The organism is Shewanella xiamenensis, from assembly GCF_024971755.1.
GTDB classification, from domain to species: Bacteria; Pseudomonadota; Gammaproteobacteria; order Enterobacterales; family Shewanellaceae; genus Shewanella; species Shewanella xiamenensis.
Map to the genome: position 1 here is coordinate 3,399,711 of NZ_CP079718.1, position 15,019 is coordinate 3,414,729.

General features: G+C 46.5%; 12 protein-coding genes and 1 pseudogene. 10 read left to right on the forward strand and 3 right to left on the reverse strand.

Annotated features, from left to right (window positions below; translation table 11 throughout):
* Positions 1 to 94 precede the first annotated feature (94 nt).
* The 3 genes from KXJ80_RS16205 to KXJ80_RS16215 all read right to left on the reverse strand — a co-directional run bounded on the left by KXJ80_RS16205 (position 95) and on the right by KXJ80_RS16215 (position 2,328).
* Positions 95 to 1,108 (reverse strand): HlyD family secretion protein, encoded by a 1,014-nt coding sequence (locus tag KXJ80_RS16205; protein ID WP_259474825.1) that lies wholly within the window; start codon positions 1,106 to 1,108, stop codon positions 95 to 97.
* A complete protein-coding gene (locus KXJ80_RS16210) occupies positions 1,108 to 1,806 on the reverse strand; it encodes a TetR/AcrR family transcriptional regulator (protein WP_218738309.1) in 699 nt (232 codons plus the stop codon). The genes KXJ80_RS16205 and KXJ80_RS16210 overlap by 1 nt, the downstream gene beginning before the upstream one ends.
* A gap of 174 nt (positions 1,807 to 1,980) precedes the next feature.
* The gene (locus KXJ80_RS16215) at positions 1,981 to 2,328 is read right to left on the reverse strand and encodes a hypothetical protein (protein ID WP_099458520.1); all 348 of its coding nucleotides are present in this window, start codon (positions 2,326 to 2,328) and stop codon (positions 1,981 to 1,983) included.
* Positions 2,329 to 2,818: 490 nt separating this feature from the next.
* Here KXJ80_RS16215 and KXJ80_RS16220 point away from each other — a divergent pair, with 490 nt between their 5' ends.
* From KXJ80_RS16220 to KXJ80_RS16265, 10 genes and pseudogenes are all read left to right on the forward strand, one after another.
* Positions 2,819 to 3,676, forward strand: a complete 858-nt coding sequence (locus tag KXJ80_RS16220) for a lipase family protein (protein WP_037431013.1) — start codon at positions 2,819 to 2,821, stop codon at positions 3,674 to 3,676.
* A 10-nt stretch (positions 3,677 to 3,686) separates the two neighbouring features.
* Positions 3,687 to 5,015, forward strand: a complete 1,329-nt coding sequence (locus KXJ80_RS16225) for a DUF4785 domain-containing protein (protein WP_172590977.1) — start codon at positions 3,687 to 3,689, stop codon at positions 5,013 to 5,015.
* A 368-nt stretch (positions 5,016 to 5,383) separates the two neighbouring features.
* On the forward strand, positions 5,384 to 8,635 hold the full coding sequence (locus KXJ80_RS16230; protein WP_218738308.1) for an nSTAND1 domain-containing NTPase: 3,252 nt from the start codon (positions 5,384 to 5,386) through the stop codon (positions 8,633 to 8,635).
* Between the two features lie 21 nt (positions 8,636 to 8,656).
* Complete coding sequence (locus KXJ80_RS16235) at positions 8,657 to 9,034, forward strand: DP-EP family protein (RefSeq protein WP_099457853.1); 378 nt, start codon at positions 8,657 to 8,659, stop codon at positions 9,032 to 9,034.
* Positions 9,035 to 9,401: 367 nt separating this feature from the next.
* Positions 9,402 to 9,647 (forward strand): annotated as a pseudogene (locus tag KXJ80_RS16240) (transposase); the annotation flags it as partial.
* A gap of 88 nt (positions 9,648 to 9,735) precedes the next feature.
* Positions 9,736 to 10,785 (forward strand): transposase, encoded by a 1,050-nt coding sequence (locus KXJ80_RS16245; RefSeq protein WP_203431936.1) that lies wholly within the window; start codon positions 9,736 to 9,738, stop codon positions 10,783 to 10,785.
* Positions 10,786 to 11,051: 266 nt separating this feature from the next.
* Positions 11,052 to 12,071 (forward strand): sensor domain-containing diguanylate cyclase, encoded by a 1,020-nt coding sequence (locus KXJ80_RS16250; protein ID WP_188871745.1) that lies wholly within the window; start codon positions 11,052 to 11,054, stop codon positions 12,069 to 12,071.
* Between the two features lie 61 nt (positions 12,072 to 12,132).
* Positions 12,133 to 13,143 carry a LamG-like jellyroll fold domain-containing protein gene (locus KXJ80_RS16255; protein WP_203431937.1) on the forward strand — a complete coding sequence of 337 codons (1,011 nt, stop codon included), beginning with the start codon at positions 12,133 to 12,135 and terminating at the stop codon, positions 13,141 to 13,143.
* Positions 13,144 to 13,466: 323 nt separating this feature from the next.
* Entirely contained in the window at positions 13,467 to 14,372 is a 906-nt protein-coding gene (locus tag KXJ80_RS16260) for a DMT family transporter (protein ID WP_203431938.1), read from the forward strand.
* A 42-nt stretch (positions 14,373 to 14,414) separates the two neighbouring features.
* Positions 14,415 to 14,945 (forward strand): lipocalin family protein, encoded by a 531-nt coding sequence (locus KXJ80_RS16265; RefSeq protein ID WP_088585804.1) that lies wholly within the window; start codon positions 14,415 to 14,417, stop codon positions 14,943 to 14,945.
* Positions 14,946 to 15,019 lie beyond the last annotated feature (74 nt).

The window sequence follows — 15,019 nt, forward strand, 5'->3', positions numbered from 1 at the left end:
CCACGGGTTTCGATAGCAAACTCAGAAGCCGGACTTGATGTTTCTGCCGCAGATGTCCCAGCGACGGATACCCCTGCTGAAGCCTGTTGAGCACTCATGGCAGCAGTACCTCAAGGGCCATCCCCGTGGGTAAATCCTCTCCCTCTGGCGCAATATCAATATCGGTGAGATACATCAGTCTCGCCCTATCGCGTTCATTTAAGGCATAAAAAGGAGTGTAAGCCGGTTGACTGCGAATATTACGCACAGTGCCTGCAATAGGCTGGGTGCGGCCATCGACAAGGATCTTCACTTGGCTCCCCGCCTTAACCCTATCGAGCCAAGTTGCTGGCAGATATACCCGCACATAGGGATGTTCAATTGCTAATAAACCAATAAGTTGGCTACCTGCGACCACCCTGTCGCCCACCCGCCAAGGCAAGGTATCCACCACTGCGGGTTTCGCCGCCACTAGGCTTAAATCCTTGAGGGCTTTTTGCTCCTGCGCCACGCCAGCCATGGCCGCCTCGACTGCGGCTCTGGCTTGCTCGAGTTGCTCGCTGCGGGTGCCGTTTTGCAGCAGTCTTAGGCTCTGCTCGGCTTCGGCTTGCTTGGCAAGGCTGGTATCACGCGCCGCGCGCGCAGCATCTAAATCTGCTTGACTGAGCACCTTAGTCTTAAATAACCGCTGCGTACGCTCAAAACTCTGCTGCGCCTCTTTAACACTGGCATTGGCGCCATCAAGGGCGGCGCGGGCTTTATCTATGTCTTCCGAGCGAGCCCCCGTTACGGCTTCCGCCAGCTTTGCCTTGGCTTGTTTAAGCTCGGCCTGACGCTGGCTAAGGCGCGCCTTAGCGGCGGTGCTGTCAAGCTCAAGTAATACTTCCCCCGCCTGCACTTGCTGGCCTTCGACCACATTAATTCGATTAATCAGCTCCCCAACAGGGGCGGTGAGGGTTAACCTATCGCGCTCAACCGTACCCAGCACTCGGGGGGATTCATCGCCGCAGGCCGTCAATTGCAGCAACAGCGCCGCGCCCAATAGACTCTTCACCAGCTTGCCCCATCTTTGGGGAGAAAGTCGTCGCGCCTTAACCGACATCACAGCTAACCCATTAGATACACTCATCATTCACTCCTAGGTTCACGCAAAACGCCCTGGGTAAACACCTGCATATTGTGCAGTGCCAAACGTTGTAAATCCTCGGCATTGCTACTAAACAGGCCAAACTGACGCATTAAAACCGGGGGAGCAATCAGCGGAAACACCATCAAACTGATAAAACTCAGGCGCACTAAATTGGGATCTAGCCCTTCTTTGAGTAATCCAGCATTCACTAATGCCGACTCAACCCATTGGCGCGAGAGGGACAGAATTTGCTCAAACACCGACAACATGATCCGATAGGCCTCGGTGCCATCGCCTTCCTGCAACACACGCACGATTAATCGGGGTAATCCGGGATTAGGTGCCATCACCCGATAATAGATCTGCATCAGTTCGCCAATATCATTAGGTGCTTGAGCGCAGGAGATTTCACGCAAACGCGCAATCACAGGCGCGAGGGTTTCACGCACCATCTGCTCGAATAGCCCAGCCTTAGAGCCAAAGTAATAACGGATAAGCGCCGCATCCACCTCGGCCTCACGGGCTATTTCACGGGTAGAAACAGTGGGATAACTGCGTTCACTAAAGAGCGTCACCGCAGCGGTGATCAGCCGTTGGCGCGCATCAGAGTTGCCTTTCGGGCGACCCGCAGCCATAGACAGCCCAGATTGGGCGGCAAAGGGAACCACACCTCTTGGGCGACGAGGGATAAGCGACATAAGCCTCTCCGGCAGAATTCATCTATTGATGAATATACTGAAAAGCTGCTGGAAAAGGCAGCAGTTAAATTCCTCATTTTGATTAAAATTGAGGAATTTAACCTAAAAGCTTAAGCCTAAGATATCAGAGGTTTAAAACCATTCTTAAGGCTGGTATTTATCTTTGATGAAATCCTAAGCCCCTTTGACGATAGCGCTTAAACGCTCAATAAATTGCTGCACCGCCTCAATGGAATCAAAACTAAAGGCCAATCCATAGTGGGTTTCGTTAAGGCTCTTATGTAAGCGCTTGGGAAATCGCGTCATTTCCGCGCTGTGGTAATAGTCATATTTAGCATGCACGCCTGCTAAGGTGGTAAATTCACCCGAAAATATCTCAAACGCGGGGCGAATAATCAGTTGCGGCGTTTTGCCATCCATATGCAGGTAAAAGGCTTCCTTAGTACCTGGCAACATATATTCGGTAATGCTCTTCACCGAAAAATTGCTACGGCAATTGAGTTCGGTTAAACAGCGGCTCATTTCCTGTTGTGTGATGGCCAAAGGTGCCTCCCAATAAGTGTGAAAACGCTATAGAACCAATAAAGATCCAAAACGTTAAAGTAAAAATAATTTTTGAGCCATCCCAGCCAATTCAAACGGCTAAATACGCTATACGTTTTATTAGCGTTTACTGATCAAGCAATTAGCTGTCGATTAGGTCATATTAAAACAAAGTCAAAAGATTGTCGCTATGTCATTAAATTATATAGCGAATTTTTGCTTGCCAGCCCCAAATGTTGCGACTAGGTTAATAAGCCAGAGTAAGAGTCTACCCTGTCCACCATAGCAAGGTCACTCAGCTTGTGAACTTTTACTCCCAGTGGTTTTACTGCGCAGCATTCCTTAAAACCAGCCTAAGATTGCCTTGCACCAGAGTGCAGCGATGTCAATCGACACAGACACCTGATTAATGTTCACGATTGCAATGCACTGTAAGGCCGCGCTCAATCACTAGAGATGAGAAACACCCATGAAGATAAAAAACACCTTAATGCTCTTGGGTCTGTTAGCTGTCAGCCCCGCGGTTTTTGCCGCAACAGGTATCGCCTTTGTTCACGGAACCGGAAAACAAACCAATGCGTTAGCCGACTATTGGACTTCGGAATTTGTTAACTCAGTGCGCCAAGGGATACCCGTCCCCAATAATTACACTGTCATCAACTGTGACTTCGACCAATATATGTGGGAAGAAGCCGCCGCGGGTTGCCTCGCCACTCAGCTCAATAGCTTTATTCAAGCGAAGAATATTGATGATTTAATCCTGCTCACCCACTCTAATGGCGGTAATGTGGTGCGCTGGATTTTATCAAACCCCACCTGGGACAGCCGTTATCCTGCGGTGATCAAAGCCACCTCCAGAGTCATCGCCCTCGCGCCATCGAGTGGCGGCACGCCGCTGGCCGATGCAGTCAATCAAGGCAATGTGTTCGAAACGACTCTAGGTTGGCTCTTAGGCTATGGCAGCAATGCAGTCAAACAGCAGCAAGTCGGCTGGATGGCAAACTACAACAACACTTGGCTCTATGGCACCTCGGGTCGCCCGAGTTTAGGTAAACCCTTCGAGGTGGTTGTCGGCTCGGATGTGGATTCCGCCATTTGGGACAGCGACAGCTACTGCGCTGGCTATCAATATCAGGTCGCCCTCGAAACCACCCAAAACTGGCTCGATAGCTGCTCCGACGGCTTCTTAAATTGCAGCTCCCAAAAAGCCGCAGGCACAGTCTGGTTTACCGATAAACAAAAGACCCGAGGCCAAGAACCGTTAAGCCATCAGCAGAGTCGCCGTGCCTGCTTTAACTTAGACACGCTGATCCGCAATCATATTTAAGGAGCCTAACATGCAACCTTTTACACTCCGCACCTTAAGCAAAGCGGTCAGCTTGGCCATATTAGCTAGCCTGCTCGGTGCCTGTCAGGATGAGTCACCCACGCCTGAGCCACAAAAAGAAGCCAGCCCAATGTATGCCAAGGGCTTAACCTTAGCCGCGCCGACGCAGAGCGACCTTGTCGATACTAATATCGCCTCGCCAACTCTCGCGCCGATTAATACCAGTACCGATTACGTCAGCTTTATCACTCCGCTCTATGGCGAATACCAAGCCAGTCAACCCGTGCTTGAGCAGGCAAGCCAAAGTGATGAGTATTGGCTTAATGTCACCGGCGCCGAGCTAAATGCTGGCGTGCAGCTTAACTTGAGCCAAGCGGGTAGCTTAGTGCGAATTGCGCCCCGTGGCGATGTCAGCACAGGCGCCTTAATGCATGCCGATGCCGTTGCCCCCGAGCGAGTGCAAATTCAGCGGATAGGCCAAACGCCGCAGGGGAAAAACGCCAGCCCGCAAGCCACGGAATCCTTGGTTAAATCGCTGGTGAGTGCCGACGCCTTAGCCAGCGCAGGCTTAGCCGATGACTCCAGCGCCCTGCAAATGTCTGAAAAAGCCACGGCCGGAGCATATCGCCTACAAGTCAGCCAGCCCTTGGTCGCTAAGGCCAACTATCTGGTCAACGTGAAGGAAAAAGGTTCGCCCTATCAACTAAGCATCAAGGCGCCCAGCGCAATTGCAGCCGATGCCCAAACGGTTGGGGTAAAACTCGCCTTAAGCCAAAGCGATAATCAATTTGCGCCTAAGGCCAAACTCAAACAAGCCGATGGTACAGAGCAAGCGCTGGCCATGGTGAAACAGGGGGATGAATGGCAGGCTTTAGTGCCCGCAGACTTGCCCCTCGCCAGCAGCAATGCGGGGCTGAGTGAAATCGAAGTTACAGTCCAGACTCAAGTCGATGGCCGCCCAGTGCTGCGCACGGTGAAAACCGCCTTTAAGTCCTATGTCAATTCCGCCAGCATCAAACCAGAAGTATTGACCATCTGGGATAAAGGCGTGCCAAATCAAGTCAACTTTGAGCTAACTGTCGCCGAGGCGGGACGCTTTGGTTTGAGTGGCGTGCTCACGGGCACCAATGCCGAGGGCCAAAAGGTCGCGATCATGCGCACCCAAGCGGCGACTTGGTTAACGCCTGAATCCCCCAAACTCAAGCTGATGTTTGACCCCAAACTTATCCAAGCCTCCGGTCTACAACCGCCCTTTGAACTCAACGAGCTAGAGCTGCAAGACCAAGGGCAAATGGCACGGTTAAGTTTTCAGGCCAACGCACTGGTGCTTACGCGCTAACTCAATTTAACCCATTTCTCCCTTCCCAACCGCTTTGAGTGCCCACCTTGGGCACTCTTTTTTTTCCCGTCATCCGAGTTTATGCTGCCAAGCCAAGCGTTTACCCAAGCGAAAGTGCAATTATCGCGCAATCCCACAACCCTGTGACAACACATGGGTCTCAGTACAAGATGCTGTCACAATTTCAAGATAAAATTTACATTGATTATAAAAGCTTACTTCTTTTAAATAACAAGGAGTCTAGGCATAATGCCAATGTTTTGACGCAAAACCCCATAGCAACATATGCAAATGGAATATAAAAATAACAATGGCTAACGGCACCGCGATTCCTCCGCCTTAGTCGATGCTCAAGCAATGGAAATCCTATGAGTGACAGCACATTTTTTTTTGGTGAATGGCAAGTCAATCCCAGCGCCAACAGCCTACTCCTTGGTAAACAAGTTAAACAACTTGAACCTAAGGCGATGGATGTGTTGTTATTTCTCTGCCAAAACGCCGGTGAAGTGGTCAGCAGCGACGAGATTGTCAGCCATTGCTGGCCGGGAGTCGACACGGGTGATAATCCACTGCACAAAATTATCAACCAGTTACGTCGCGCCTTAGGCGATAGTGCCACCGAATCCCGTTACATTGAGACCATTCGCAAACGCGGCTATCGCACCTTAGCCGAGGTTCGCTTTCCCGTCGGCCATGAGGCCAGCGCCACGCCACAAACCTGGCAAGGCGGCTCGCCGTTTCCGGGCCTGCAAGCCTACAGCGCCAACTATGCCGACGTATTCTTCGGCCGCAGCGAGCAAATTAGCACGCTGTTAAATCGCATTAGCCAACAAATCCAGTTTGGCCGTGCCTTCTGCTTAATTTTAGGCCCGAGTGGTAGCGGTAAATCCTCCTTAATCAATGCCGGTGTATTACCTAACCTTATGGCCGCCAATGGCTTTAATGGCGTTGGGGTTGTGGCCTACAGCAGCCTCGATTTTGCCGATGTCAGCAAGGGACAACTGCTCACCGATCTGGCCAGTGCCATGCTCGACTGGGAGCTAAACGACAGCCCAGTCTTTGAGGGAATGAGCGCCGATACGCTTGCCGCCAAGCTTGAACAAGATCCACAAAGCATTGTCGATATATGTAAACAAAGCCTTAAAAATCAGACCTATGCTACACCACGCTTTGCCTTATTTATCGATCGATTAGAAGTCTTATTATCATCGCCGCTGTTTAGCGACGCCGAGCGCAGCGCCTTTATCGAGCTATTAGAGCGCCTTGCCACTTCCCATGCGGTGTTGATTCTAAGTGCCTGTCGTAATGACTTTTATCCGTTGTTGGTCAATTACCCCAGCCTGATGGCGGGCAAGGCGCGCGGCGCCCATTTCGACTTAGCGCCGCCCACTCGCACCGAGCTGTTGCAGATGATCCGCCTGCCGGCGATTGCCGCCAATTTAACTTGGGACATTGACAGCGACACTGCCATGCCGCTCGATGAAATGCTCTGTAGCGATGCGGCCAGCAACCCAGACGCGCTGCCCATGTTGCAATACACCTTGCAGGCGCTGTATTTACAACGCAGCGACGATGACAAACTATTGGTCTCTGTATATCGCACCTTGGGCGGCATCGAAGGCGCTATCGGTAAAAATGCCGAGCAGGCCATCTCCCATTTAAGCGAGGCCGAAAAGGCCAGTCTGCCGCGGATTTTATCCCTGTTAGTCACCCTGCGTGAGGATGAAAAATCCATCACCAGCCGCACCGCCCGCTGGTCGCAGTTACAAAGCGCGGCTGAAACCGCCCTAGTGCAGGCTATGGTCGATAGCCGCTTATTTGTGTCCCATCTGCAAAATGGTGAGCCCTGTTTTAGCATCGCCCACGAAGCCCTGCTGCGCCGCTGGCCAAGGGCAACGGCGTGGATCAGCGAACATAACGACAGCCTCAGCATTAAGAGCCGACTACAGCATTTATCCCAGCGCTGGCTCAGCGAAGCCAAACACAGCGCCTATTTGCTGGCCGAGGGTAAACCCTTAAAAGAGGCCCAAAGCCTTAGGCAAAATCCCTTATTTGACTTAGACGAGCGGGAAACCGACTTTATTGCCGCCTCCAGCAAACGCGCCACTATGCTGCGCTGGACGAGGCGCATTACCGTCGCCCTGCTGTGCGTACTCACCTTAACCTCGGTCATTATGAGCGTTCGCAGTATCGAAGCCGAAAAGCTTGCCCAGCAAAAACGCCTCGCCGCCGAAGATCTGCTCGGGTTTATGGTGGGTGACTTCGCCGATAAGATGCGCGGCATCGGCCGGATGGACTTACTCGACGGCATCAGTAATAAGGCCTTGGAATATTTCACGGATTTCTCCAGCCAAGACGATGAAAAGTACTTAAGCTTCGACGCCCGCTTCCAGCATGGGCAAACCTTAGAGGCCATGGGCGAAGTCGCCTATTCACGCAATAAAATCGATGAAGCCCGCAGCGCCCTACTCGCCGCGCAGGAAAAAATGCTGCCGCTACTTAAGTTGCAGCCAGACAACTTAGCCCTGCTAAAAACCTTAGGCGCCAATGCCTTTTGGTTGGGTCAAATTGAATACGATGATAGAAAGTGGGAATCGGTCGAACCCTTTTTTGAACTGTATTTGCAATACAGTCAAAAGATGTATTCCTTAGCGCCGGATGATAAGGATGCATTGATGGAACTATCATATGCATATAACTCCCTAGGTTCGCTTTCTATGCAACGACAACAATTCGTTGAAGCAAAGAATGGATTTCAGGAGTCTCTGACATTAAAACTTAGTGCTCTAGAAACAGATCCTAGTAATACACAACTTTTATCTGATGTAGTAAATGCACGATCTTGGTTAGCCAGTTCCTTAACCTCATTAGGTGAAGTTACTTCTGCAATTAATATTCATGAAAAAATACAAACTGAACTTTCGAATGAAAAATTAGAGCAACAACCCTATCTTCTTGAAAGGCTTTCAAGTAGCTATCAGCTATCATCAACTTTGATTAATTATAAAAATGATACTAAATTAGCAGTTGAAAAGGCTAAACTTAGTTTTTTAACTATAAAAAAAGCATCAGACAAAGACTCCGAAAATAGAATAATTAAAATGCAGAAAAATTATTCATACTTAAATCTAATAAGCCTTGGATATGGTGATTTCAATCAAGATGAAAAGCTTAAACTCGAGCGCTCAATTGAACAAATAAAAATCAATAAAACAGCATCAAAAAAGGATAAAGAATTATTAGCAAAATACTATCTAGCTCTTGCAAAGCATATGGATAAAATAAAAAACTACAAAGACAGCCTAGACTTCTCTAAAAAATCAAAGGCTATCTTCATGTCCTTACAAGAAGATAGCACAAACTCTCAAGACAATATTATACCCTTTTCAGAAAGCTTATTAATAGAAGCATCCTCATTAAAAAATTTAAATGAAAACGATAATTACATTGAAGTATGTAAAGATATAAAGTCCTTACTAGCACCTTTTGTAAGTAAAAACAAAAGTCCAGGAATTACAATCCCATATATAAAATCATTGAAATGCTTAAATGATAAAAATACTGGAATAGAATTAATTGAGATTCTTACTAAATCAAAAATTAATAATCTTGAATTTTAATCAATAAAAAAGGAGTAATAAATGCAAAATGTACAAGGTCAAGCTCACTTTATCAAGGTGATTGTTAACTTAGATAATAATGAACCCGTTTTTAGCTATGTCGACACGACTGGTGAGCCGTGCCAAGGTGATGTAACAATTACAGAGGCAAGCACTATCACTTATCAATTAGTGGATAATACTGGAAAAGGATTAAAATTTGCTGGCGTTGGTTTCATCACTCCTTTTGATGAAATTATTGACGCCGTAACAATTAGTAGTGATGGACAGTTGGTACAACTTGTAGATTTGGACCACACAGCGGGTACAACAAAGTTTCAGTTTGTATTAACAAACACGACAAACACACTAATGTTATTGAGTCCTGATCCAGAAGTGGTTAACCGTCCTGAAAACTAATCTCCATTGAAAGGGACTGCTTAGCAGTCCCCTTTTCTCCCCCTTCCAGGCCGCCTCTACTTGCCACCGAGCAAAAGCGAGGAAAAGCGAGGACAGCCATGTCTTTTTGTGCTTTGTCCCCTCTTCTACTAGTCTTTAAATTATCTTCACCTTGTCTGTTTGGAGAATAAGTAGGGACAGCCATGTCTTTTTGTGCTTTGTCCCCTCTTCTACTAGTCTTTAAATTATCTTCACCTTGTCTGTTTGGAGCGAGTCATGACCTCGGCCAGAAGAATAGAATAAGTAGGGACAGCCATGTCTTTTTGTGCTTTGTCCCCTCTTCTACTAGTCTTTAAATTATCTTCACCTTGTCTGTTTGGAGCGAGTCATGACCTCGGCCAGAAGAATGCTTATCGATGCCAATACAACACCCTTCTATCATGTGATTAATCGCTGTGTCAGAAGGGCTTTTCTGTGCGGTGAGGATAAACTCACTGGCCGCAGTTATGAGCATAGACGTGGCTGGATTGTCGATAAAATCAAAGCATTATCCACCATCTTTTGTATCGACATTTGCGCCTATGCAGTGATGAACAACCATTACCATTTAGTGCTTAAAATTGATGTCGAGAAAAAAGCGAGGACAGCCATGTCTTTTTGTGCTTTGTCCCCTCTTCTACTAGTCTTTAGATTATCTTCACCTTGTCTGTTTGGAGCGAGTCATGACCTCGGCCAGAAGAATGCTTATCGATGCCAATACAACACCCTTCTATCATGTGATTAATCGCTGTGTCAGAAGGGCTTTTCTGTGCGGTGAGGATAAACTCACTGGCCGCAGTTATGAGCATAGACGTGGCTGGATTGTCGATAAAATCAAAGCATTATCCACCATCTTTTGTATCGACATTTGCGCCTATGCAGTGATGAACAACCATTACCATTTAGTGCTTAAAATTGACATCGAGAAGGCTAAATCGTTAACGCAAAAAGATATTATCAGTCGCTGGTGCCAAATCACTAAAGGCCATGCCATTGCCACTAAGTATATGAATGGTGATGCATTAATCGACGGAGAACGCATGTTACTCGATGCCTTAATTGTCGAATGGCATGAACGCTTATCCAGCATATCTTGGTTTATGCGATGCCTAAATGAAGAGATTGCCCGTAAAGCCAATCGAGAAGATGAGTGCAAAGGCGCCTTCTGGGAAGGTCGTTTTAAATCCCAAGCTTTGCTAGATGAACAAGCCTTACTAGCCTGCATGATGTACGTGGATTTAAATCCTATTCGAGCTGGCATTGCCGACTCTTTGCAATCCTCTGATTTTACATCGATTCAAGAGCGCCTGAATGCGCTTTCATCTAACAGCGTCACACCACTGTCAACCCAACCCCCTGTAGATAACACTCAGCCATTACCACATAAACCCCTCGTAAAATTTGATGGTGCAACGCATCTCCATCAGCAAACGGGCATCCCCTTTCATTTTGCCGATTATCTTGAGCTTATCGATTGGACCGGCCGCGCTATCCGCCATGATAAAAAGGGCTTTATTGATAATCAGCGACCTAAGTTACTTAATGAATTAGGCATAGCATCCGATGCCTGGTTACTTTCAGCCAAGGAGTTTCGCCGACAGTACAGTGGCATAAGCGGTCGATGGGATGCAATGTGTGCATTTAAACACAAGCAAGGTGGCAAATGGTGTCGAGGAAAATCCCATAGCCAAGCACTACATCCCGAGCAAACTAATGGACTTACATTGCATTAAATTGACCCAATAACAAGTATACGACTCAATCTTGAGGCCTCAGATTAGGGGCTATTTAACCCAAATTTTGCGAGATGTAAGCAAGCACCCAGCCAACCACGCCCTAATCGCAGACAAAACGACTCAGAAGGTAAAAAAATAAAACATTTAAAATCATATGATTATACCAGAAGGTAAGCAGAAGGTATCTTTTCTTCCACCAGAATAAAGTCATCCTCAGAAAAGCGCCTAGCGCAGATGATTAAAGTTCACGGAGAAAGATAACAATGACAAACTCACCGAAACTGGCACGCCAACAACCCGCCTTATCCATTGTCGATGAGGCTGTATTGCCCGCAACTCAGCATGCAAAGGCTGCCGAGCTACCGCTGAACTTTTTCGAGCATTCTTCCCTCGAGACCATTGAACTCTTTATTCAACATTTAACCGAGCCAGTGATCCTAGTGAATGCCAATGGCTTTATCCGTTCATGCAATCAACGTAGTGCCGAGCTGCTCGATTGCCCGCAGGCGAGTTTAAAGGGCCAAGACTGGCGCAATTTTTTGACCGAACATCATCAAGCGCGCTATGACAATCTCCTGAGCCACGATGTGCAATTAGGCACCAATTGTGGTCACCCCGTTCAGCACCCAGCGCAGGAAACCACGCTGATCTGCGCCTCTGGTAAGGCCAAAGATGTTGAATTGTCTATCTCTTATATTCCCAGCCATGAACCTGTGTTTGTGATGGTGATGCACGATTTAACTCACCATAAAGCAGAAAACCAAAAACTGCGTAAGTTGGCCGCCACCGACTCCCTCACCCAACTGGCGAACCGACGTTATTTTGATGAAATGCTGCAACAACATTGGGATGAATGCACCGCTAAACTGCGCCCTATCAGCGTAGTGATTATCGATGTGGATTATTTTAAGGTGTTTAATGATCAGTTTGGTCATATCCAAGGTGATGAATGCCTTAGAAAAATTGCCAAAGTGATCGCCACCATTGTGCCTATCGAAATCGGTCTTGCAGCCCGTTATGGCGGCGAAGAATTTGCGCTGATCCTGCCTAATCACAATGCCAAAATGGCGCTGACCATAGCGCAAAAAATTCAGCAAGGGATTAATAATATTCGCTTTACCGACCAAGGGCTCAGGGATTATGTCTCGGTAAGCGCCAGCCAAGGGATTGCCAGTGAAGTCAATGGCCAGTTCCGTACCTCACTCGCCATGGTATGCGCCGCCGATACCGCGCTTTACCGCGCCAAGGCCGATGGTCGCGATAGAATTAATACCTCGCTGTGATGATATTTGTCTGAAATAAAACCAAAGGTTTATGCATGACATAACCACAAGGATGTCACCCATGAAAACCTCAAAAAATATCTGTTTTAGCTCGAATAACTTAGTTCAAGACCTCGCTCAAGAAACATCAGAAAATACGGCTAAAGTCGTTTTATTAGGCTCGAAAACACTCGATATTTTCACTTGGCAAGCTTGGATAAAAAACCAACATGGAGGACTAGTATTTCAATATTGTTGTGAGTTTAATCATACGGGCTTTATTGTGAAGATAAATGCACTTGGCAATATTGAATCGGTTGTTAATAGCCGATTATTATCGATTGAAATGGCTTCGATGTCAGGTGATTTAAATGATGATTATTGGCATTTATTATCCATCAGCTACCAATATCATAAGCTAAAATGTTATATCGATGGCGATGAAATCGAAGTTCAACAGCAAATTATCCCTTTAACAGATAACCGTGTATTAAAGGCTATGTCCAATAACGCATTATCTTTTGAAGGAGAAATGACTAACATCAGTTTAATTGAACACTACTTAACAGACTATCAAATCCTAAATTATTATCTGCAACCTGATAGTCAGTCATCTATCACCGAAAACAATATTTATACTGCACAAGATAAACATTCCCTAAAAAACATTCATTCAAACCCACTTAACTCAACAAGGCAAGATGTGATGCTAGTTATTTTTAATGATACGAAATATAAATTCATTAAAAACAATCTAACCACAAATAATTTCAAAAAACAGCTATCTAATATTATTCCAGCCAATGATCGTTGTGCTTATATAATTGAATCAAATAATCAAAATTGGCCACACTTTATTTATCATGCTAATTATTTTTACGAAGAGGATCCCGATATTGCGTTAAATTTTGATATATTAAAATCTCTCACACCTAATCGTTCCCGTGTTCATTTGCAGCTTACCAACGAACTGACATTTGATTGCTTTATCAGTCAATCTACTTCGAGTCGATTAATCGCCGAAATTCGTATCAGTGAAAATATCGATTTTACGCTAGCCAAACATGCTCTGCGCTTTATTAAGGATTATTAAAATCCTAGGATTGAGCGTTGCTCGCTCCGACAAGCGGATGAGCACTTAAAGACTGAAGCGATCCCCGTTATAGCGTGGTTCATAAAAAGCCCCTTACCATTTGCAATACAGCGACCTTTTATCCTAAATACCTGCGTCTAAGTATGCGATATCAGGATCGTCTAATCCCAATAAAATGCTCCCCCTTCGAAACAGCTAGTTTGCACGATACCCAAAGCACAGTCGAATACCTCGCTAGCCTAGCAAGATATTTTAGGGCAAACTCAGCGTCCTTACCCGTTGGACTGTTTCTACAGTACTGGACTGTACGCTAAAGGTGACACATGAATCCACCTCCTACTTTGGCCTTGCTCTTTGCCCTATTGGCTGCCACCTTAATGGGCACGATTGGCGTATTCGCACGCTTTGCAGCTCTGCCAGCCGAACATATTACCTTTTACCGCCTGCTACTCGGCGCGCTATTTTTAATGGCCTATATGCTGTTAACGGGAAAAAGACAGCAAATTCGCCATAAACCGAGCAAACGCACCTTGATAAATGGCGCTATGCTCGCCGGATTTATGGCTTTTTATATTGAGGCCATTCAATACACTCAAATGGCAACCGTGATTATGATCATCTACCTCGCGCCTGTGGTGTCTTCGGTATTTGCGCACTTTGTGTTTAATGAAAGACTCAACCGATTCAGTATGGCAAGTGTGGTACTCGCCTTAGCAGGCTTTATATTAATGCTGCCCATCACATCGAGCCAGTCGCTATATGATTATGAAATATTGGGATATTTTTATGCATTATTGTCGTTACTGACCTATAGTGGCTTTATCTTAATCAACCGCAAACCGAGTGCCGCCTCGCCCTATCAAAGTACGCTGGTACAGTTAGGTGTTGGCGCTTTATGCCTACTTCCCTTAGTGTTAACCACACCCTTAGTACCCAGCCTGAATCAATTTGCTTGGCTGCTGGCAATTGGGTTCTTTCCGGGATTTTTAGCTATTCTGTTTGCAGTAAAAGCTCTAAATCAATTGCCATCAATCACCTACGGCACACTCTCCTATGTGGAACCTGTGGTGGTGGTCACTCTGGCGTGGTGGTTATTTAATGAAACATTAACCGCACAGCAATTGATAGGTGTGGCACTGATAATGCTGGCGGGTATAGCACAAGGTTGGTTAAGCCAATACAAAGCCCTAAAAAGCTCTGAAAATCCCTCTGTTTGCCACCATGAATAAATGAGTAAAATATAAACTAAATCTTTTTGATAGGAGCATCACTTGAAAAAACTACTCTTAATGATCAGTGCTTTGGTCCTGACAGGCTGTCTAGGAATGCCTAACTACGTCGAACCCGTTAAAGATTTTAAACTCGACCGCTATTTAGGCAAATGGTACGAGATTGCGAGGCTTGACCACTCCTTCGAGCGCGGATTAACCCAAGTTTCTGCCGAATACAGCCTTAAGCCCGATGGCGGCGTTAAAGTCATTAATCGGGGCTATTCTGCCGCCAAACAGGAATGGAAAGAAGCCGAAGGTAAAGCCTATTTTGTGAATGGAGAGAACGAAGCCTACTTAAAAGTCTCCTTTTTCGGGCCGTTTTATGGTTCGTATGTAGTCTTTGGGCTCGACCAACAAAATTATCAATACGCCTTTATCTCGGGGCCAGATACGGATTATTTATGGCTACTAGCCCGAACTCCAACCGTGTCCCCTGAGGTGATTAAGCAATTTGTCGACATGGCGAGCGCCCGCGGCTTTGACACTGACAGCTTGATTTATGTCGAACAACAAGCCGAGGCAAAACAATAACCGCTAAGCCGAGGCTAACACTCAAGGTAAACACCATAAACAAAAACGCCGCTCAATAAGCGGCGTTTTTTATC